The 21075-nt window shown below is 65.9% G+C and carries 18 protein-coding genes; 8 read left to right on the forward strand and 10 right to left on the reverse strand.

Annotated elements, in window-relative coordinates; genetic code table 11:
* The first annotated feature begins 34 nt into the window (after positions 1-34).
* The 4 genes from AB7290_RS33755 to AB7290_RS33770 all read left to right on the forward strand — a co-directional run bounded on the left by AB7290_RS33755 (position 35) and on the right by AB7290_RS33770 (position 3943).
* A complete protein-coding gene (locus tag AB7290_RS33755) occupies positions 35-1042 on the forward strand; it encodes a polyprenyl synthetase family protein (RefSeq protein WP_085402593.1) in 1008 nt (335 codons plus the stop codon).
* A gap of 444 nt (positions 1043-1486) precedes the next feature.
* Entirely contained in the window at positions 1487-2002 is a 516-nt protein-coding gene (locus AB7290_RS33760) for a winged helix-turn-helix transcriptional regulator (RefSeq protein ID WP_085402554.1), read from the forward strand.
* Position 2003: 1 nt separating this feature from the next.
* Positions 2004-3266, forward strand: a complete 1263-nt coding sequence (fabF, locus tag AB7290_RS33765; RefSeq protein WP_135215918.1) for a beta-ketoacyl-ACP synthase II — start codon at positions 2004-2006, stop codon at positions 3264-3266.
* A gap of 44 nt (positions 3267-3310) precedes the next feature.
* The gene (locus AB7290_RS33770; RefSeq protein ID WP_135215917.1) at positions 3311-3943 is read left to right on the forward strand and encodes a LysE family translocator; all 633 of its coding nucleotides are present in this window, start codon (positions 3311-3313) and stop codon (positions 3941-3943) included.
* Positions 3944-4007: 64 nt separating this feature from the next.
* Here the strand turns inward: AB7290_RS33770 and AB7290_RS33775 are convergent, their stop codons facing one another.
* The gene (locus AB7290_RS33775; protein ID WP_085402592.1) at positions 4008-4271 is read right to left on the reverse strand and encodes a hypothetical protein; all 264 of its coding nucleotides are present in this window, start codon (positions 4269-4271) and stop codon (positions 4008-4010) included.
* Positions 4272-4754: 483 nt separating this feature from the next.
* On the opposite strand from AB7290_RS33775, the gene AB7290_RS33780 reads away from it, so the two are divergent.
* Positions 4755-5627, forward strand: a complete 873-nt coding sequence (locus AB7290_RS33780; RefSeq protein ID WP_085402550.1) for an alpha/beta fold hydrolase — start codon at positions 4755-4757, stop codon at positions 5625-5627.
* A 127-nt stretch (positions 5628-5754) separates the two neighbouring features.
* On the opposite strand, the gene AB7290_RS33785 is transcribed toward AB7290_RS33780, so the two are convergent.
* From AB7290_RS33785 to AB7290_RS33795, 3 genes are all read right to left on the reverse strand, one after another.
* Positions 5755-6639, reverse strand: coding sequence for a 4-(cytidine 5'-diphospho)-2-C-methyl-D-erythritol kinase (locus tag AB7290_RS33785; protein WP_085402549.1), 885 nt, complete (start codon positions 6637-6639; stop codon positions 5755-5757).
* Positions 6640-6664: 25 nt separating this feature from the next.
* On the reverse strand, positions 6665-8458 hold the full coding sequence (locus AB7290_RS33790) for a tetratricopeptide repeat protein (RefSeq protein WP_094184200.1): 1794 nt from the start codon (positions 8456-8458) through the stop codon (positions 6665-6667).
* Positions 8459-8787: 329 nt separating this feature from the next.
* Positions 8788-10449 (reverse strand): electron transfer flavoprotein-ubiquinone oxidoreductase, encoded by a 1662-nt coding sequence (locus tag AB7290_RS33795; RefSeq protein WP_085402548.1) that lies wholly within the window; start codon positions 10447-10449, stop codon positions 8788-8790.
* A 139-nt stretch (positions 10450-10588) separates the two neighbouring features.
* On the opposite strand from AB7290_RS33795, the gene AB7290_RS33800 reads away from it, so the two are divergent.
* Positions 10589-11395, forward strand: coding sequence for a uracil-DNA glycosylase (locus AB7290_RS33800; RefSeq protein WP_071916142.1), 807 nt, complete (start codon positions 10589-10591; stop codon positions 11393-11395).
* A 122-nt stretch (positions 11396-11517) separates the two neighbouring features.
* Here AB7290_RS33800 and AB7290_RS33805 read toward each other — a convergent pair whose 3' ends face one another.
* The 4 genes from AB7290_RS33805 to AB7290_RS33820 all read right to left on the reverse strand — a co-directional run bounded on the left by AB7290_RS33805 (position 11518) and on the right by AB7290_RS33820 (position 15696).
* The gene (locus tag AB7290_RS33805) at positions 11518-13026 is read right to left on the reverse strand and encodes a glycosyltransferase family 39 protein (RefSeq protein ID WP_085402547.1); all 1509 of its coding nucleotides are present in this window, start codon (positions 13024-13026) and stop codon (positions 11518-11520) included.
* Positions 13027-13125: 99 nt separating this feature from the next.
* Positions 13126-13977, reverse strand: a complete 852-nt coding sequence (locus tag AB7290_RS33810) for a ribonuclease HII (RefSeq protein WP_085402590.1) — start codon at positions 13975-13977, stop codon at positions 13126-13128.
* Between the two features lie 76 nt (positions 13978-14053).
* Positions 14054-14509, reverse strand: a complete 456-nt coding sequence (locus tag AB7290_RS33815) for a VOC family protein (RefSeq protein ID WP_085402546.1) — start codon at positions 14507-14509, stop codon at positions 14054-14056.
* 23 nt (positions 14510-14532) lie between these two features.
* Positions 14533-15696, reverse strand: coding sequence for a PA0069 family radical SAM protein (locus tag AB7290_RS33820; RefSeq protein ID WP_085402545.1), 1164 nt, complete (start codon positions 15694-15696; stop codon positions 14533-14535).
* Between the two features lie 210 nt (positions 15697-15906).
* Here AB7290_RS33820 and AB7290_RS33825 point away from each other — a divergent pair, with 210 nt between their 5' ends.
* Together AB7290_RS33825 and AB7290_RS33830 are read left to right on the forward strand one after the other, a co-directional pair.
* Positions 15907-18294, forward strand: a complete 2388-nt coding sequence (locus AB7290_RS33825; protein ID WP_167768195.1) for a phosphoketolase family protein — start codon at positions 15907-15909, stop codon at positions 18292-18294.
* A 4-nt stretch (positions 18295-18298) separates the two neighbouring features.
* Positions 18299-19480 carry an acetate/propionate family kinase gene (locus tag AB7290_RS33830; protein WP_135215914.1) on the forward strand — a complete coding sequence of 394 codons (1182 nt, stop codon included), beginning with the start codon at positions 18299-18301 and terminating at the stop codon, positions 19478-19480.
* Positions 19481-19674: 194 nt separating this feature from the next.
* On the opposite strand, the gene AB7290_RS33835 is transcribed toward AB7290_RS33830, so the two are convergent.
* On the reverse strand, positions 19675-20058 hold the full coding sequence (locus tag AB7290_RS33835; RefSeq protein ID WP_071916148.1) for a hypothetical protein: 384 nt from the start codon (positions 20056-20058) through the stop codon (positions 19675-19677).
* 176 nt (positions 20059-20234) lie between these two features.
* Complete coding sequence (locus AB7290_RS33840; RefSeq protein WP_085402542.1) at positions 20235-21074, reverse strand: RMD1 family protein; 840 nt, start codon at positions 21072-21074, stop codon at positions 20235-20237.
* Between the last annotated feature and the right edge of the window lies 1 nt (position 21075).

Genomic DNA, 21075 nt, shown 5'->3' on the forward strand with positions numbered 1-21075 from the left:
AATAGCCCCTCCGGGGCAAATATTGGAGACCGGCGTGGCCGTCATCGTACCTTTCGAAACTCCCGGCGCGTCGATCGAACAGCTGGTTGCCCTTGTCGCTGGTGACATGGAGCGCGTCAACGCCACGATCCTGTCGCGGACCGGGTCGGATGTCACCATGATCCCGGAGGTCGCCAACCACCTCATCTCCTCCGGCGGCAAGCGCCTGCGGCCCATGCTGACGCTCGCCATGGCCAACCTCGCCGGCTACGCCGGCGACGGTCACATCAAGCTCGCTGCAAGCGTCGAGTTCATGCATACCGCGACGCTCCTTCACGACGACGTGGTCGACGAGAGCGAGATGCGCCGCGGCAAGCTGTCGGCGCGCATGCTCTGGGGCAATGAGGCGAGCGTGCTGGTCGGCGACTTCCTGCTCGGCCAGGCGTTCCGCATGATGGTCGAGGTCGGCTCGCTCCGCGCGCTCGACATCCTCTCCGCGGCCGCCGCCACCATCGCCGAGGGCGAGGTGATGCAGCTTGCCGCCGCCAAGAACACCGCGACCACCGAGGACGAATATCTCGCCGTGATCCGCGGCAAGACCGCCGAGCTGTTTGCGGCCGCCTGCGAGGTCGGCCCCGTGATCGCCAACCGCCCGAAGGCGGAGCAGACCGCGTGCCGCTCGGTCGGCATGAATCTCGGCATCGCCTTCCAGCTCGTCGACGACGTGCTCGACTATGGCGGCAAGAGCGCCAAGCTCGGCAAGAACACCGGCGACGATTTCCGCGAGGGCAAGATCACGCTGCCGGTCGTGCTCGCCTTCCGCCGCGGCAACGACACCGAGCGCGCCTTCTGGATCCGCGCGCTGGAGCGCGGCGAGATCGGCGACACCGACCTCGACCACGCCCTGGGCCTGATGAACAAGCATCGCGCGCTCGAGGACACGCTCAGCCGCGCTCAGCACTACGGCGCCATGGCCGTCGACGCGCTGGCGCTGTTCCCGTCCTCACCGATGAAGAGCGCGCTGGAGCAGGTGGTCGCGTTCTGTCTGGCCCGGTCGCACTAGGCGACAAAGGCTGACGCTCTTTCCACGTCGTCATTGCGAGCGCAGCGAAGCAATCCAGAATCCCTCCGCGGGAACAGTCTGGATTACTTCGCTGCGCTCGCAACGACGGAGAGCTAGGCAACGGCGCATTCCCTCTCTTGTCCCGGACGCGCTCCAGCGGGAAACGCTGCTGCGCGGAGCCGGGAAGCGACACGCAAGGCTCTCCGCAACATGGGCCCCGGCTCTGCAGCGCACCGCCAAGAGGCGCTGCGCTGCGTCCGGGGCACGATAGCGGCTATCCGGCGGCTACCTTAAATCCCACCACCAGCCTGCTTTCACATACTCACCGCTCGCCCGCTGCGCACCTCACCGCCAGCCCCGCCTCCGCATCCTCACCGCTCACTCTACCTGCCGCCGCCTGCCCAGTGACTTGCATTTTGCAAGCCACTCTCCTACGCTCCCGCCATGCAGCCGAAATCCCCCTCCATCCTGGAATGCCCGGTCGGCCGCGCCGTGGAGACGGTCGGCGAATGGTGGAGCATCCTGATCTTGCGGGATGCCTTCCAGGGCGCGACGAAGTTCGACGAATTTTCGCAAAGCCTCGGCATCGCGCCGAACATCCTGTCGCGGCGCCTTGCCCATCTCACCGAGAGCGGCATGTTCATCCGCCGCCGCTATCACGAACGGCCGCCGCGGTACGAATATGTGCTGACGGAGAAGGCGCGGGATTTCTTCCCTGTGGTCGTGGCACTGCTGGCCTGGGGCAACAGGCATCTCGCGCCCAAGGGCGAATCCATCATGCTGGCGAATCGGAGCGACGCTCGCCCGTTCGATCCGATCGTGGTCGATGCCGCCGACATGCGTCCGATCACCCTCGCCAATGCGGTCGTCGTCCCGGGTCCCCGCGCCAGCCGCGGGATGCGCAAGCGGCTCGGCTCGCTCAAAGCCATGAACCCGGCCGTTGCGCCGGCTGGAGACTGACATGCGTCGTATCGTCGTGACGGGAATGGGAGCGGTGTCGCCGCTCGGCTGCGGTGTTGAACTGTCCTGGCGCCGGCTGCTCGCCGGCCAGAGTGGGCTGCGCCCTCTGCCGGAATGGTCGCAGGCACTGCCCGCGCGCATTGCCGGTCTCGTGCCCGACAAGGCCGACGATGCCGAAGGCGGCTTCGACCCCGCGCAAGCTGCCGCGCCAAAAGACCAGCGCAAGATGGACCGCTTCATCCTGTTCGCCCTGCTCGCCACCGCAGAAGCGGTCGCGCAGGCCAGATGGACGCCGCAGGACGCGGCGACATTGGAGAGAACCGCGACGATCATCGCTTCCGGCGTCGGCGGCTTCCCGGCAATGGCGGAGGCGGTGCGCATCACCGAGCAGCGCGGCGCGCGCCGGCTCTCGCCCTTCACCATCCCCTCGTTTCTCGCCAATCTCGCCGCCGGCCACGTCTCGATCAAATACGGCTACAAGGGCGCGCTGGGCACACCGGTCACGGCCTGTGCCGCCGGCGTCCAGGCGATCGGCGATGCCGCGCGCATGATCCGTGCAGGCGAAGCCGATGTCGCGATCTGCGGCGGCGCGGAGGCCTGCATCGATATCGTCAGCATCGGCGGCTTTGCCGCGGCCCGCGCACTGTCGAGCGGATTCAACGACGAGCCCGCGCGCGCCTCGCGCCCGTTCGATCGCGACCGCGACGGCTTTGTCATGGGCGAAGGCGCGGGCATCCTGGTGATCGAGGAGCTGGAGCATGCACTGGCGCGCGGCGCCTCCCCGATTGCGGAAATCGTGGGCTACGGCACGACGGCGGACGCCTATCACATGACGTCGGGCCCGCCCGATGGCGACGGCGCCCGCCGTGCCATGGAGATCGCGCTCCGCCAGGCGAAGCTTGCGCCCGCGGATTTGCAACATTTGAACGCGCATGCGACGTCGACGCCGGCCGGCGACGAAAGCGAGCTCGGCGCGATCGCCGCGCTGTTCGGCCGCAACCGGAACATCGCGGTGAGCGCGACGAAATCGGCCACCGGCCATCTGCTCGGCGCTGCCGGCGGACTCGAGGCGATCTTCACCGTCCTCGCCTTGCGCGACCAGGTCGCGCCGCCGACGCGCAATTTCGAAAACGCAGATCCCGGCGCTGATGGCATCGACATCGTCGCAGGCAGCGCGCGGCCGATGCCGATGCTCAACGCCATCTCCAACGGATTTGGCTTCGGCGGGGTGAATGCCAGCGTGATCTTCCGCCGGATGGGCTGAACGAGAGGCCTTGTAATCGCGGCACGCTTCGTTACCAAACCGGGATGATCGAAACGAATTTCTGGCTGTTCCTGGCCGCAGCGTGTCTCATTGCCGCCGTTCCCGGCCCCGGCATCTTCTACGTCGCGGCACGGACCTTGTCCGAAGGACGCGCCAGCGGCTTTGCGTCAACCGCGGGCACCGCGCTGGGCGGGCTGGTTCATGTCGTCGCGGGCAGCCTCGGCGTCTCCGCGATCATCCTTGCCAGTGCGGAGCTGTTTGCCGTCGTGAAATTCATCGGCGCGCTCTATCTGGTCTGGCTCGGCATCAAGACCTTCCGCAGCGCCGGCCGCGCGCTCTCGCTGGAGAACGAGCCCGTCGGCGACAGGCGCGCGTTCCGCGACGGCGTGCTGGTCGAGGCGCTGAACCCGAAGACCGCCGCATTCTTCCTCGCCTTCATTCCGCAGTTCCTCGATCCCGCGGGATCGAGCCCCACGCTGCAATTCATCGTGCTCGGCGCGATCTCGGTGATCCTGAACACGCTCGCCGATGTCGTCGTCGTGCTGATGGCAACTGCAACGCGCACGCAGCTGATTGGCAGGCCACATCTGATGCGGCGTCTCACGCAGGGCTCGGGCGTCTTCATCGCCGGCCTTGGCCTCTCGCTCGCGCTGGCGCGGCGGCCGGTGCAGGGCTAGCTCGCGTCATTCCCGACGGGCATCCACCGAAAAAAGAAAGGGGCCGCAGCCCCTTTCTCAGATTTCACCAGTGGTGCCAATGATGCCAGCGGTGCCAGCGAGCCCAATGATGCCAGCGCCAGCCGTCACCCCAATGATGGTGCCAGCCGTAACCACCCCAGTAGTGCGGATGGTAGTAGCCTCCATGGTAGTGGCGTTGCCAGCAATGGCCCCATTCATTGCAGACATAGCCGGTCGGCACCTCGATCGGTGCTGCTGACGCAGCCCCGCTCGACAGCGTGACCCCGCCAAGTGCGGCAAGGCCGACAAACGCAGATACAAGTTTCATGATGTTCACCTCCTAACATCCGTTGGAGGCGATGAGTGCGTCCTGCGTTCGGCGCCTTACGCAGGTTTAATACCGATGAACGATTTCGATGAAGCGATCGGCTCGCGATGACGGCGTGCGCGCAACATTGTCGCCATCGCCCCGAAACACTTTCCAACCCGTAATGACCAAGATGTAACGCGTGGAATTCGAACGACCCATCGCTCGCGGCTCACCCATGGTTGTTGCGATGGAGAGTTCGATGAGGATGATGTCCTGGTCGCGTTATCGCCTCCTGACAAGGTCGTTGTCGCGCACCGCGCGTCGCTGTCACGACGCGAAGATGCGCAAGACCCGGCAGCGCCGACGCGCCATGCGCCGCCTAGGCGGCACGAGCTCGCCGCCGAAGCGCCCGTGACCTGCGGCTTGCTTGTGGAATGGGCGGCAGCAGGCTACTCCAGTCGTGCTGCTATCTCGTCCGGCATTTCGAAGGATCGGCGCCCGATGCTTGCCCCGCAAAGTCGCACATACGAGTCCCACGGCCTGCGGCTGCACTATGCCGATTGGGGCAATCACGGCGCGCCCGTCGCCATCCTGGTCCATGGCGGCCGCGATCATTGCCGGAGCTGGGACGCCATCGCCCGCTCGCTTCAGCCGCACTTTCACGTGCTCGCGCCCGATCTGCGCGGCCATGGCGATTCCGACTGGACCAAGGGCGGCAGCTACGCGCTGACCGAGTATGTCTACGACCTCGCCCAGCTCATTCGCAGCATCGCAGCGCCTCAAGTGACTCTCATTGGTCATTCCATGGGCGGCATGGTGAGCCTGATCTTTTCGGGGTCGTTCCCAGAGCTGGTCACGAAGCTCGTCGTCCTCGACGGCGTCACCATGTTGCCGGACACCCCCAAAGCGCCGACGCATGAGCGCATCAGCAAATGGGTCAGCCAGCTCGACAGGCTGCACGACCGCACGCCGCGCCGCTATGCGACCCTCGAAGACGCGGCCGCGCAGATGGTGCTTCACAACAAGCGCCTCGCCCGCGACCTCGCGCTGCATCTTGCAACGCACGGCTCGCGGCGGAATGAGGACGGCACCTATAGCTGGAAGTTCGATCCCTACCAGCGCGCCTCTGCGCCGCACCGGCTCTGGCCGGACGATCACGTCGCGCTGTGGTCGCGCATCACAAGTCCGACGCTGCTGCTGAATGCCGGAGAAAGTTTTCTCGCGGGTGCCAGGGCCGCAGGCCTGGAGCGCTATTTCCCGCAGGCACGCATCGAGACCATCGCCGGCGCGGGGCACTGGCTACAGCATGACAAGCCGCAAGAGGTGTTGAGTGAGATCCGGCGGTTTCTCGGGCTCGCCGAAGACGGCGGCTAGCTCCACTGCCGTAGCGTGGGCAAAGGCGCAAGGCGCCGTGCCCACCACGCAGCCAGATTGCGAGAATAAGTTTGGTGGGCACGCTTCGCATTGCCCACCCTACGGCAGAATCGTAGCCCGGAAAAACCTAGCTCAACGTCCCCGCATGCACCCACCAACCGGGGTGGGTGCGCCGGATCTTTTCCGCGCCGGCATGCGCATCGCTCGCTGCGCCATAGATCGCAAAGCAAGTCGCGCCGGAGCCGGACATGCGGGCCAGCTTGACGCCGGCGGAGTCACGCAAGGCTTCCAGCACCTCGCCGATCACAGGCTCGATGCGCAGCGCAGGGGCTTCGAGATCGTTGGCCACGGTTTCGAGAACGTCGACCCAATCGGCGATCGACTCACCCTCTTCGGGCCACGCCGGAGCGTCGAGAACGGACGTTGCGCCGACCAAGAGTTCGCCGTTGCGCAGGCCCAGCGCCTGGAACACGTCCTTGGTGGCAACAGGCACGCGCGGATTGACCATCACGCAGGGCATGCTCGGCAGCGCCAGCGGCAGGAGCTGCTCGCCGACGCCGGTCATGTCGCAGGCGCGCGAGAACAGGCACACCGGCACGTCGGCGCCGGTGGCGAGCGCAACCTTCTGCAGGCGCGGATCGTCGAGCGAGAGATTGTTGAGACGTGCGAGCAGCCGCAGTGCCGCCGCGGCATCGGCCGAGCCGCCGCCGATGCCGGCCGCGACGGGAAGCACCTTGTCGAGCGCGAAGGCCCCGAGCTTCAGGTTCGGCACGGCCTCGGCCAGGAGCCTGGCCGCCTTGACCACGAGATTGTCCGCGGTATCGCCGCAGGCCGCGGCCAGCGGCCCGGTGGTGACGAGCTTCAGCTCGCCGCCCGGCTCCAGCGTCAGCTGGTCCGCGCAGTCGGCAAACGCGACCACGCTTTCGAGATCATGATAGCCGTCGGCACGACGGCCGACGACGCGAAGGCTCAGATTGACCTTCGCGCGCCCTTCTTCAATCAACGCCGACATTGGCGATCAGCCCCCAAACGCGCTCTTAGCCGCCCTTGCCGTCGTCCTTCTTCTTGTCCGCCTGCGCGGCCGAAGAGTTCGAATCGTCGGTCATACCGTTGGCGATCTTGGCCTCGATCTTCGGAAGCTCCTCCGGCTCGGGCTTGAGATCGCGGGCGTGGGCCCACTGGAATTTCGCTTCCAGCGTACGGCCGACGCGCCAATAGGCATCACCAAGGTGATCGTTGATGGTGGGATCCTCGGGCTTGAGGTCGATCGCGCGCTCGAGGTTCTTCACCGCCTCTTCGTAATTGCCGATGCGGTAATAGGCCCAGCCGAGGGAGTCGACGATGTAGCCGTCGTCGGGACGCTGCTCGACGGCACGCTTGATCATCTTCATGCCTTCGTCGAGATTCACGCCCTGGTCGATCCAGGAATAGCCGAGATAGTTGAGGACATGCGGCTGGTCGGGCTGGAGCTCGAGCGCCTTCTTCATGTCGGCTTCGGCCTTGCTCCACTCCTTGGAGCGCTCCTCGCAAATGCCGCGATAATAATACCAGACGCTGTTGGCCTTGTCGTTGCCGGCCGGCAGCACGTCGATGCCCCGCGAATAGGTCGCGCCGCAATCGCCGAACTTCTTGCGGCCGCGCTCGATATTGCCGAGCGCCATGATGGCTTCGAGATCCTTGGAATCGTCCGATGTGACGCCCTTGAGGATCTTGATCGCCTCGTCGGTGCGGTCGGCGGAATCCAGATCGATGGCGAGCTGGATCTGCGCGTTGCGCTTCAACGGCGAGGTCGCGGGCACCCGCTCATAAACCTTGATCGCCATCTGCGGCCGCTTCACCGATTCATAGAGATCGGCGAGCGAGAGCAGCGCCAGCGGATGGGTCGGCTGGAGATAGAGCGCGAGCTGAAGATAGACCAGCGCCAGATCCTCGCCGCCGCGGCGGGTCAGCGTGGCACCGATGCCGTAGAGCGCTTCGGCGGCACCAGCTTGCGCGGAGTCGGCCAGCGGCGGCATCTTCTTGCCGGCCTTGGTGTCGCGCAGACCTTCCACGATCAGCGGATGGCGGGCGAGCTTCTTGTCGAAAGCCAGGTAGACGGTGGTCGCGGCCGCGGAATCCTTGTTGCGCGACAGCCAGCGGGCATAGGCCTCGGTGACGCGCAGCATGGAATCGTCGAGCTTGTAGGCGCGCTCGAAGCGGACGCCGGCGTCCTTCTCCTTGCCGGAGAGCTCGAGGATCATGCCGGCATGGAGGTCCTTGAACAGCGGATACCATTCCGGACCGGCGAGCTTGTCGATGGTGGCGACGCCGCCCTTGGCATCGCCCGCGCCATAGGCGGCCCAGCCCGACAGCAGCGTGGCGACGAGATCGGTGATCGGACCGCGGATCGACTGGTTGATGTTGGTTTGCGCGGTCGCGTATTTCTTCATCTTGAGATCGTGCACCCCGACGACGAGACGCGCGACGCGGTTGGTCTTGTCGATGGTCAGGACGCGCTCGGCGAGCTTGACCGCCTCGTCGATGTCACCGTCGGCAACCGACGAGATGAAGGCGCGATCGAGCAGCTCGTTGTTCTTGGGATCGGTGCGGAGCGCCGAGCGGTAGAATGCGGCGGCCGAGGCCGCGTCGCGCTCGACGCTGGCGTGGCGGGCGGCGAGATAGCTGCCGGAGGTCGTCAGCGACTTCAGATCGTTCCGGGTCGGGAATTGCGCCGCCGTGTCGGACGGATGGTCCGGCGTCTGCGCCAGGACCGCGCCGGGGACCGTCGCGATCGCTGTGCCCATGAGGGCGATGGCGGCAACAGTCCAGCGGTTGAAACGATTTGAGAACATCAGGGGCTCGCCTTGAGTTGTAGTGCCTGGGTTTGCAGCAGTAGGCCGTATCGCATGCGAACGCGGCCGGTGGCATGGGGACCCGGAACCGTCGGGCCGACAATGCCGCTTTTGGCGCTTCACCGCAAGGATTCGGGCATGCGATCCCCTCCGCACGCCCCAAATCGGCCGACTACGCCCCAAGACGCTGCCAGTATGGCCTTATCGTGGCCGCGGACCGCTACCCCGGGCCGGTTCTCACGCGAACGTGCGTCACAATGCCGGGGGCACGTCACATTGGCCCCGGCTCGATCGCTTTGGTCCAATGATCCCGGCTTGCATGGCCTAGCTTACATGGCCTCGTAGTTCGGACCGCCGCCGCCCTCCGGGGGAACCCAGGTGATGTTGCCGTTGGGGTCCTTCACGTCGCAGGTTTTGCAGTGGACGCAGTTCTGGGCATTGATCTGGAAGCGCGGGCTCGCGCCTTCCTCGACCCACTCATAGACCCCGGCCGGGCAATAGCGATTCGAGGGACCGGCGAAGACGTCGTGCTCCGAGGTCTTCTGCAGGTTCATGTCGGCGACCTTGAGATGGACCGGCTGGTCCTCCTCATGATTGGTGTTGGACAGGAACACCGACGAGAGCTTGTCGAACGAGATCTTGCCGTCCGGCTTCGGGTAGTTCTTCGGCGCGTGGCTCTTCGCCGGATCAAGCGTGGCGCGATCGGGCTTCGCATGCGACTGCGTGCCGAACAGCGAGCCACCGAACAGCGTGTTGCACCACATGTCGAAGCCACCGAGCGCGACGCCGAGCACGGTGCCGAACTTCGACCATAGCGGCTTGACGTTGCGGACCAGGAACAGGTCCTTGCCGACCGCCGAGGACCGCCAGGCGTTCTCGTAGTCGACGATCTCGTCATTGGCGCGATCGGCAGCGAGCGCGGCCGCGACATGCTCTGCGGCGAGCATGCCGGTGCCCATCGCATTGTGCACGCCCTTGATGCGAGGCACGTTGACGAAGCCCGCCGCACAACCGACCAGCGCGCCGCCGGGGAAGCTCAGCTTCGGCACCGACTGATAGCCACCTTCGGTGATGGCGCGCGCGCCATAGGCGAGCCGCTTGGCGCCCTCGAAGGTGCCGCGGATCGAGGGATGGGTTTTGAAGCGCTGGAACTCGTCGAACGGCGACAGATACGGATCGTCGTAGTTGAGATGCACGACGAAGCCGACGGCGACGAGATTGTCGTCATAGTGATAAAGGAACGAGCCGCCGCCGGTCTTCAGGTCGAGCGGCCAGCCGAACGAATGCTGGATCATGCCCTTCTGGTGCTTGGCGGGATCGATCTGCCAGACTTCCTTGAGGCCGATGCCGAACTTCGCCGGCTCGCTCTTGGAATCCAGTGCAAACTTCGCGATCAGCTGCTTGGTCAGGCTGCCGCGCGCGCCCTCGGCGAACAGAGTGTACTTGCCGAGCAGTTCCATGCCGCGGGTAAAGGAGTCCTTCGGCTTGCCATCGCGGCCGATGCCCATGTCGCCTGTGGCGATGCCCTTCACCGCGCCCTGCTCGTCATAGAGCACCTCAGCGGCGGCAAAGCCCGGATAGATCTCGACGCCAAGCGCCTCGGCCTTGCGCGCCAGCCAGCGGCAGACATTGCCGAGCGAGCCGATATAGCAGTGATGATTGTCCATCAGCGGCGGCATGATGAAGTTCGGCAGCTTGATCGCGCCGCCTCCCGTCATCCAGTAGAAGCGGTCGTCCTTCACCTGCGTCTTCAGCGGACAGTCGGAATCCTCGCGCCAGTCCGGGATCAGCTTGTCGAGCCCGGCCGGATCGATCACGGCGCCGGAGAGAATGTGCGCACCGACCTCGGAGCCCTTCTCCACCACGACGACGTTGAGATCGGCATTGAGCTGCTTCAGCCGGATCGCGGCCGCCAGGCCAGACGGGCCGGCGCCGACGATGACGACGTCGAATTCCATGGATTCGCGCGGGGGAAGTTCTTCGGTGCTCATCTGATCTCAGCCCTTGAGACGGTTCCTCGTCATTTGCGCCCCCTTGTTTCCGATTTTTCCGGGTAGGACAACCACGGAAATGCGTTCCACTGGGATGCAAGGCACCCCAAACTGATATAGTAAAAGTCTGACTTTCCAAATGATCCCCGAGCCCGCACCCACCGTCCGAGAGCTTCTCGCCTTCTATCTGGAGGCCGGGGTCGATTGCGCGCTCGCGGAGGAACCTGTCGACCGCCTGGCGGAATTGGATGCTCCGCCGCCGGCCCCGCGCGCCGCACCTCCGGTCGAGGCACCACGGCCTGTTGCCGCGCCCGCGGTGATGCGCGGCGAGGCCGCACCTGCGCCGGACATTGCGATCGCCTCCGCACGCGAGGCCGCGCGTACCGCGCCGACGCTCGAGGCACTGCGCGAGCTGATGCAGAATTTTGAAGGCTGCGCGCTGAAGCATACCGCGACGCGGCTGGTGTTCGCCGACGGCAATCCGCAGGCGCGCATCATGTTCGTCGGCGAGGCGCCGGGCCGCGACGAGGACATCGAGGGGCTGCCCTTCGTCGGGCGGAGCGGCAAGCTGCTCGACCTCATGATCGGCGCGATCGGGCTCAACCGCACCACCGCCTACATCGCCAACGTGATTCCCTGGCGGCCGCCCGGCAACCGCACGCCGACGCCGCAGGAAACGCAGATCTGCCTGCCCTTCATCCAGCGCCAGATCGAGCTGGTGAATCCCGACGTGCTGGTGACGCTCGGCAATCCCTCAACGCAGACGCTGCTGTCGACGCGCGAGGGCATCATGCGCACCCGCGGCCGCTGGTTCGACTACGAGACGGGTGGGCGCACCATCCGCGCGCTGCCGACGTTCCACCCGGCCTATCTCTTGCGCTCACCGTCGTACAAGCGGCTGGCCTGGCAGGATCTGCGCGCGATCGCGAAGGTGCTGGCGGGATAGCGAGCTGTCGTAGGGTGGGCAAAGCGAAGCGTGCCCACCATCACTAGGTCGACGACGGATAGACTTGATGGTGGGCACGGCGCTTTGCGCCTTTGCCCACCCTACGATTTCAGCGTTTGTCGCTACGTCCCCTTCGGCCGTACGATGGCCCAGCCGATGCGCAGCAACTGCTGGCGGCCAGTCACCAGCCATTCGAACGCGCGCGGCACTTCCGGAACGATGCCGGGAAAGCGCGCGAGGATTTCCGGCGGCGGGGTGCCGGCGGTGTCGGAGGCGCGCCAGACCACGACGCCGCCGGTCTCGCTGAATTTGGCCTGATTGATCCACGGCGTGCGCGCGGGCTGAGCATCGATGAAGAGATGCGGCCGGCCGGAATGCAGCGTGATCAGGCTCGCGAGCTGGGTCTCGCCGGCGACCGCGCGCAGGCGATGATTGGTGCGGCGGGCAAAGCTCTCGTCGAAGAAATCCGAGATCGCGCGCGCCGGCATCGAGGTCGCAATCTCGTTGGCGCCGGTCAAGGGCAGAAACAGCACGGCGAGCACGACGCCGGCTGCGGGCGCCAGGACGGCGGCAGCCCACACCGTCCGCAGCACCCGCGCGCGGCGCATCGCGATGAGGTCCCCGGCCGTCACGACCACGGCAAGTCCCGACATGACCAGTACGACACCGGCACCGCCGACGACGGCATCGAGCCCGAGCAGCCCGGAGATCAGGACCGCGCCGAGCGCAGGCGCCAGCGCGAAGAAATAGACGAAGTTGTGCGCGAGCGGCTCGACCGGCGGCCGGTAGATGATCGGCGCTTCCTCGCCCTTGGCGACGAACAGGCCGCTATTGAGAAAGGTCAGCGCCGGGATCGCCGCCGCGCCAAGCACGAGCCCGCCGAGCAGCCAGGCCGCGTGCAGCGCGCGGGCGTTCAGCGCGGCGACTTCAGGCAGGGTCGGCATGACAAGCGTCTCGGCGCGCATCAGCCAGACCGCATAGGGCAGCGCCAGCACGGCGACGACGATCAGCGCGAACAGCGGATCGAGCGCGCGTAGCGTCCGGCGTCCGCCGGCGGTCGAGATCGCGAAGACGACGAGCAGGAGGAGAAGGAAGATCGCCGCGGGCGTCGTCAGCAGCAAGAGGCCCGCCTCGATCGACCAGGCGAACCAGGCATTGCCGCGGCGCTGGCCGATGATCTGCCAGGAATGCAACAGCAGCAGCGCCCAGAGCGGCCGCGCCAGCACCAGCGGGCCAAAGTCGAGCGCCGGCGAGGAGAAGGCCAGCACCGTCATGGTCAGCAGCACGGCGAGCACCGCCTGCTGTGAGCCGACCACGGCGCGGGAGAGATGATAGAGCGCGATGAAGGTCGCGACCTCGCAGAGCTGGGCGAGGACATAGACGCCGAACATGTGGCCGCCGGCGGCGCGATAGGCGATGTCGGCGAGCCAGACCGGGAGCGGCGGGCCCAGATCAGTACCGACCTGGTACTCGCGCCCGAAGGCGAGCAGGGTCGCGAGGGTGCCGGGCGGGCTGCGATAGAACACCAGCGCCACGAACAGCCACATCGCGGCCTGGAGCAGCACGGCGATCCACACGATCAGCCGCGGCCGGGCGCGAATGAGCTCGATGACCAGGGAGGTAAACCGCATACAACGTCCGAAAGATGCAGCCAACCCGTCCAGCCGGCCCTATTCGCTCACATCTGTTTTGATAAAGGGCGCTGCGCGTTGTGGCAACGACCGTCTGCCCTAGAGGCCCGCTGGCGCATCAATTTCAACGCTTGCTTCCACCTGCACGTCCATCTCGGTCACCGCAAACAAGTCCCGCACCGGCTCGACCGTCCAGGGCATGTGCTTGGCGCGGGCGGCGGCGACGGGGGCGAAGAAGCTGCGGTGGTGGACGGTGGGGCCGAGGCGGTCGAGCGCGTCGAGGTGCTCGGGAACGGCGTAGCCCTTGTGCTGCTCGAAACCGTAGCCGGGGCAGTCCTGCGCCAGCGCGCACATCAGCCGGTCGCGCGTTACCTTGGCGATGATCGAGGCGGCGGCGATCGACAGGACGATGCCGTCGCCGCCGATCACGGCCTCGCAGTCGCAGGCGGTGTCGAGCCGATCGCGGCCGTCGACAAACACATGACGCGGCGTGTCGGGCAGCGCCACCACGGCGCGCTTCAACGCCCACAGCGAGGCACGCAGGATGTTGTCGCGGTCGATCCGGGAGCGCGAGGCGACGGCGACCGACACCTGCGCGGTGGCGCAGATCTTGTCGAACAGTCTTTCCCGTTCCTCGGCCGTCAGGCGCTTGGAATCGTCAATGCCGCGCGGAATGCGGTCGGGATCGAGAATCACGGCGGCCGCCACCACGGGACCAGCCAGAGGCCCGCGGCCGGCCTCGTCGCAGCCGGCAACCGGCCAGATGCCACGCTTGATCAGCGCGCGCTCGCGGCGGAAGCTCGGCGAGGCGACGGCGATGATGGCGCGCTGCCTACCGGCCGCCCCCTTGGCCGCCTTCGCAAGCGCTGCCTTCTTGGCGGCATTCTTCTTCGACGCGCCCTTCTCTGGCGCGTCTTTGGTCGGCTTCCTGGTCGACTTGTCCCGAATCATGGCCGGGATCGTGCGCAAGCGGCCCGGCCGGCGCAACCGGGAACCCCGGACAATTCCCGTTATTCAGACCAGCCGCCTACTCTGCCAGATGCACCCGCCGGTCCTCACCGACCTCGATGCCCGGCGCGACCACGACCTCCCAGGGATGGCTGTCGGGGTCGGCGAAATAGCCGGAATAACCGCCGTAGTCGGTCTCATGCGCCGCTTTCAGCAGTGCCGCGCCCTTGCCGACGGCGAAGGCCAGAACCGCATCGACCTCGCCGCGCGTGGCGCAGTTCCAGGCGAGCGTGATGCCGCGGAAGGTCGCGGGCCTCGGATTGTCCGGCAACTTGGCATCGGCCGCGAGCTTATCCCAGTGAAACAGGGCCAGCACCGGACCACCGGTATCATAGAAGGCGACGGCCTCGCCGGTCCCCTTCAGCCGACGCGAGAAGCCGAGCGCGTCATAGAAGGCGATGCTGGCGCGAATGTCGCTCACACCCAGTGTGATGACGGTGAGCCGCGGCACCGGCGCGGCAAGTTCCTGGCTCATGCTACGCCTCTTTCGCTTCCCGGTCAGAACAGGCTGAGCTGATCGCCGTTCCGCTTCGGCCTCGCAAAGTGATCCGTCGTCAGCTTGGAGCGCCGCTTGTTCAGCCCAAGCCTGTCGCAGGCGATCTCGAAGCGGCGGCCGATGGTCCAGGCCATCGGTCCGGTGCCCTTCATCCGCTCACCCCATTTCGCGTCGTAATCGCGGCCGCCGCGCATGTCGCGGATCAGGGTGAAGACGTGGCGGTAGCGGTCCGGATAGTTGGCCATCAGCCATTCGCGGAAGAGATCACGCACCTCCAGCGGCAGCCGCAGCAGCACATAGGAGGCTTCCTTGACGCCGGCATGGGCGGCGGCATCGAGAATGCGCTCGATCTCGGAATCGTTCAGCGCGGGGATCACGGGCGCGACCATCACGGTGGTCGGAATGCCGGCCTCCGAGAGCTGCTTCAGCGCCTCCAGCCGCTTCGGCGGCGTCGCCGCGCGCGGCTCCATGGTCCGCGCGAGTTTTGGATCGAGCGAGGTGACCGAGATCGCGACCTTGGCGAGGTTGCGCTTGGCCATCCGCGCGAGAATGTCGATGTCGCGCACGACCAGCGCCGACTTGGTGACGATGCCGACCGGATGGCCGGCGCGCTCCAGCACTTCGAGAATGCCGCGCATGATCTTACGCTCGCGCTCGATCGGCTGATACGGATCGGTATTGGTCCCGATCGCGATCATCCGCGGCTCGTAGCCGGTCGCGGCCAGCTCCTTCTCGAGCAGCGAAGGCGCCTCGGGCTTGGCAAACAGCTTTGACTCGAAGTCGAGCCCCGGCGACAGGCCGAGATAGGCGTGCGTCGGCCGCGCGAAGCAATAGACACAGCCGTGCTCGCAGCCGCGATAGGGATTGATCGAGCGGTCGAAGCCGATATCGGGGGATTCGTTGCGGGTGATCACCTTGCGCGAGGTGTCGACGCCAACGGTGGTCTTGAACGGCGGCAGCTCCTCCAGGCTCTGCCAGCCATCGTCGAAGGCGACGCGGGCCTCGGCCTCGAAGCGGCCGCTGGCATTGGACTGGGCGCCCCGCCCTCGCCTGCGCTGTTTGTCGATGGCGACCGCCAGTTCGGGAAAATCAGAGTCCGCACCCGCCGGCTCGGAGGGCGCCGTGACCGGCGGGTGCTTGAGAGCATGAGAGGATGCTGGACTCATGAAGCCAAGATAGCACGCCAAAGGAACAAATCAAGAACACAAACAAAAAACTGAAAAACAACCCCATGCACAGTAGCCGCCCAAATTTCGGGCGCGGTCCTTTGACCTCACGCAACACACCGGTCGCGGCGATCCTGTTCGATGCCGGACAGGGATCAATCGCACCGGAACAAAGTTGGTGACGATCGCTGGGTGAAAGTCAGCAGGAACATGACAAATCAACGACAATCGGCCTCAGGGAGCAGCGAGCTCGATCTGCTCGATCGCTATTGGCGCGCCGCGAACTACCTCTCCGTCGGGCAAATCTATCTGCTCGACAATCCGCTGCTGCGCGAGCCGTTGCGGCCGGAGCACATCAAGCCGCGCTTGCTCGGACATTGGGGCACGACGCCCGGTTTGAACTTCATCTACGCCCATCTCAACCGCGTCATCCGCGCGCTCGATGTCAGCGTGCTCTATATCTGCGGTCCCGGCCACGGCGGCCCGGGCATGGTGGCCAACACCTATCTCGAAGGCAGCTACAGCGAGATCTATCCTGACGTCGCGCGCGATACGGACGGATTGCGAAAACTTTTCAGGCAGTTCTCCTTCCCCGGCGGCATTCCGAGCCACGCGGCGCCGGAAACGCCGGGCTCGATCCACGAAGGCGGCGAGCTCGGCTACGCGCTGGTGCATGCCTATGGCGCCGCATTCGACAATCCCGACCTGATCGTCGCCTGCGTCGTCGGCGATGGCGAGGCGGAAACCGGCCCGCTCGCGGCGTCCTGGCACTCAAACAAGTTCCTGAATCCCGCCCATGACGGCGCCGTGCTGCCGATCCTGCACCTCAACGGTTACAAGATCGCGAACCCGTCCGTGCTCGGACGGATGCGCGACGCGGAGATCCGCGACCTGTTCCGCGGGTTCGGCCACGAGCCGCTGTTCGTCGAGGGCGACGATCCCGAATTGATGCACCAGGCCATGGCGGATGCGCTCGACGTCGCGCTCGCCAGCATCCGCTCGATCCAGCAGCATGCCCGCGACGGCCGCAAGAGCGTCGAGCGGCCGCGCTGGCCGATGATCGTGCTGCGCAGCCCGAAGGGCTGGACCGGCCCGAAGGAGGTCGACGGCAAGAAGGTCGAGGGCTTTTGGCGCGCACATCAGGTTCCCGTTGCGGGCTGTCGCGAGAACCCGGCGCATCTGAAAATCCTCGAAGACTGGATGCGCAGCTACGAGCCCGAGAAGCTGTTCGACGGCAGCGGCGCGCTTATTCCCGAGCTCCAGGCTCTGGCGCCCGAAGGTAACAGGCGCATGGGCGCCAATCCGCACGCCAATGGCGGCCTGTTGAAGAAGGAGTTGAAGCTGCCGGACTTCCGCAGTTTTGCGTTGGACGTGCCGCAGCCCGGCGGCGTCACCGGCGAAGCGACGCGTGAGCTCGGCAAATTTTTGCGCGACGTCATCCGCCTCAACGCCGAGGCGCGCAACTTCCGCATCATGGGTCCGGACGAGACCGCGTCAAACCGGCTCGACGCCGTGTTCGAGGCGACCGAACGGGTCTGGATGGAGCCGACGGAGCCTTACGACGTGCATCTCGCCCAAGACGGCCGCGTGATGGAGGTTTTGAGCGAGCATCTCTGCCAGGGCTGGCTCGAGGGTTATCTGCTCACCGGCCGCCACGGCTTGTTCTCCTGCTACGAGGCCTTCATCCACATCGTCGATTCCATGTTCAACCAGCACGCCAAATGGCTGAAGGTGACGCGGCATCTGCCCTGGCGGCGACCGATCGCCTCGCTGAACTATCTCCTGACCTCGCATGTCTGGCGGCAGGACCATAACGGCTTCAGCCATCAGGATCCCGGCTTCGTCGATCTCGTCGCCAACAAGAAGGCCGACATCGTCCGCATCTACTTCCCGCCCGATGCCAACACGCTGTTGTGGATCGCCGATCACTGCCTGCGCACCTATGACCGCATCAACGTGATCGTTGCCGGCAAGCAGCCAGCCCCGCAATGGCTATCGATGCAGGACGCCGCCACGCATTGCGATGCCGGCATCGGCATCTGGACCTGGGCCGGCACGGAGGATGCGGATGGCGAGCCCGACGTCGTGATGGCCTGCGCCGGCGACGTGCCGACACTGGAGACGCTCGCCGCCGTCGATCTGCTGCGCAAGGCGCTGCCCGACCTGAAGATCCGCGTCGTCAACGTCGTCGACCTCATGACGCTGCAGCCGAAAGACCAGCACCCGCACGGCCTGTCCGACCGCGATTTCGACAGCCTGTTCACATCAGACAAGCCCGTGGTCTTCGCCTATCACGGCTATCCCTATCTCATCCACCGTCTCACCTATAACCGCACCAACCATGCCGGAATGCATGTGCGCGGCTTTGCCGAGGAAGGCACCACGACGACGCCGTTCGACATGGTCGTGCTCAACGGGCTCGACCGCTATCACCTCGCGATCGAGGCGATCGCGCGCGTGCCGGGTCTGGCGACCAGGGCCGCGCAGGTGCAACAGCAGTTCCGCGACAAACTGATCGAACATTCGCACTATGTGCGCGAACACGGCGAGGACATGCCTGAAATCCGCGACTGGGTCTGGCCGGGCAAGACGGGTTGACGTCATGACGGTGTCGGTCCTCGTCCTCAACTCGGGCTCGTCGAGCATCAAGTTCGGCCTGTTCGACATCGCGGCGGCCGAGCCTGCCCTGCTCTGCAAGGGCCTGCTCGACGAGCAAGAGGCGAAGCCGCGGCTCGTGGTGAAAAGCCCCGCGGGCGGAGACCTTTTCGAGACGCAGAGGGAAGCATCCGATGCGGACAGCGGCCATCTGTTCGCGGACGTGCTCGGCTTCATCGAGGAGCGTTTTGCCGACCACCGCCTGCGCGCCGTCGGTCACCGCATCGTTCATGGCGGGCCGGATTATTCGGGCCCGGTTGAGCTGACTGACGACGTCTACGCAAAGCTGGACGCACTGACGCCACTGGCGCCGCTGCACCAGCCGCGCTGCCTTGAACCTGTCGGCATCATCAGCACGATCCGGCCTGAACTGACGCAGATCGCCTGTTTCGATACGGCCTTCCATCACAGCATGGCTCCACCCGCGAGCCGCTTCGCCATCCCGCGGCGCTATGAAGAGCGCGGTATCCGGCGCTACGGCTTTCACGGCCTCTCGTTCGAATATGTCGCGGGGCGCCTCGCGAAAATCGCGCCGCAGTTCATTGCCAAGCGCACCATCATCGCGCATCTCGGCAATGGCGCCAGCCTGTGCGCCTTGCGCGATGGCCGCAGCGTCGACACCACGATGGGGCTGACGCCGCTCGATGGCCTCGTGATGGGCACCCGGAGCGGCACGATCGATCCCGGCGTGCTGCTCTATCTGCAACAGCACGAGAGGATGCCGGTCGAGGATGTCCAGCACCTGCTCTATCACGAGTCAGGCCTGCTCGGCGTCTCCGGCATCTCTGCCGACATGCGCACGCTGCTGGCGAGCCGTGAGGCGGCGGCGCGGCAGGCGGTCGAGCTCTTCACCTTCCGTGCGGCGCAGCAGGTCGCGGTGATGGCGACCACGCTGGGCGGGCTGGACTGTCTGGTCTTCACCGGCGGCATCGGCGAGCATGCGAAGGAAATCCGCACCGCGATTGGTGAGCGGCTCGGGTGGCTCGGCGTGCATATTGACGCGGGTGCGAATGACGCGGCACGCGAGCGGATCAGCAGCAGTGGCAGCACCGTCAATGTGTTCGTCATTCCGACGAATGAGGAGCTGACGATCGCTCGGCATTGCGCGGCTGTGCTGCGAGTGAAATGAAAGCCCGGTCGACCGCTGCATCTTTCCCTTCTCCCCCGTGGGAGAATTTCAGCGGGCCATGACTTCTCGGGCCATGACTTGTCGGGCCATGACTTGTCGCAGCGCTGCTGCGCCACTGTCGAAATGACCATGGTGCGCAAAGCAAACGATTTCGCCAGCGCTTCGAGCACCATGGGCCAACTACGTCGCTCCGCTCAGTACGGAGAGTACCCGCCCGGGCAAACATAGTTTCCGTAAGCGTCATAGCCGCAGCCGCTGCGGTAGTAGGCCCCCGTCGCAGCTGCGCCGATCGCCGCGGCCCCCACTGCCGCCGCACCGACGCCGTAACGATATCCGCGATACCCTGCATAAGCGCCCCGATAGCCGTAACGCCCGCCGCGCACGGCGACAGCACCGCCCCGATATCCACGCGCCGCGACCGCGCCCCCGCGGTAGCCTCCTGCCCGCACGGCACCGCCGTGGAAACCTCCTGCGCGCATGGCGCCGCCGCGACCGCCGCGGGCAGATGCGTCATCGGGAGTGAAGGCGACAAGCAGCATAGCTGCGGCTGCCGAAGCGATGAGAGCTTGACGCAACATCAGCGTACTCCTTCTTCGAGGGAGGAAGCCGCGGACAGCTGCACATCGCGTTGACCGCGGGTCCGATCGAAGTCTCGTGCGCTGGAGCTTCGTGCCTTTGATTTGGATCAACGTTCATCTACATGAACGACGGTTCCCCGCCCGCACAGTGGCGTGCAGGCCGATCTCAGGCCGGTCTAATGCGTGCCCGACAGGATCTGGATGCACCCGATCACGACCTCGATCACGATCAGCACCACGACTGCGATTTCCAGACGCAGCGAGCGCTGGGTGTCGATGATGTCGGTCAGCGCGTTGGCGGTTTCCGAGACCGCGGTGAGCTTGCGCTCAAGCGTGTCAAGGCGCTCCTTCAATTCGTACTCGTCTTCGAGACGGGCATAGAGGCGGTCGAGCTCGGGCTTCTCCCAGAGCACGTCCGGTTTCTCGGCCACCGCGACACGGCCGGCGACGCGCTGCTGGACCAGAAGCGCATTGCCGATCAGTTGCAGGATGCCCTTGCGCCGGGGCGGCGTGCGGCCCTGCTCGGCGAGCCCCCGCGCGAAGGGCTCGATCACGTCGAAAACCGCGGCGACGCGGCGCTCGTCGCGGGCGAGCGAGGTGCTCTTGGCGAGCGCGTCCGCAACGATCAGCAGCCGATCGTCGGAGAATTTGGCGAGGCAGATCGGCCCGCCGGGCTGGATCGCCTCGGCGTTCTCATCCTTGCAGAGCTGCGCCTGTGCGATCTCCTCTTCAAAAGGGCTGAGCTCGCCGGTCACCCGCGGTTTCAGGCTGTCGATCAGCACCTTCTCCTCCGAAGGGAGGAGGCCGATCAGCACCACGACGCCGTAGCGGAAGATCACGACGAGCCCGGCATGGACGCGGAAGGCAGCAGGCGTCGAGGAGACAGGTGCGCCAAGCTCGAGCCCGGACGGATTGATGCGTTCGCCCAGCATCACGGCGCGGATCCGCAGGGTCGGCGCGGCCTCCGGCTTCGGCGATGTTGGCGTGGTGCCAACGGGAAGTTGATCGGCGTTCACT

It is taken from the genome of Bradyrhizobium sp. 613_E4_N2_2 (genome assembly GCF_052075995.1).
Classification (GTDB): Bacteria; Pseudomonadota; Alphaproteobacteria; order Rhizobiales; family Xanthobacteraceae; genus Bradyrhizobium; species Bradyrhizobium barranii.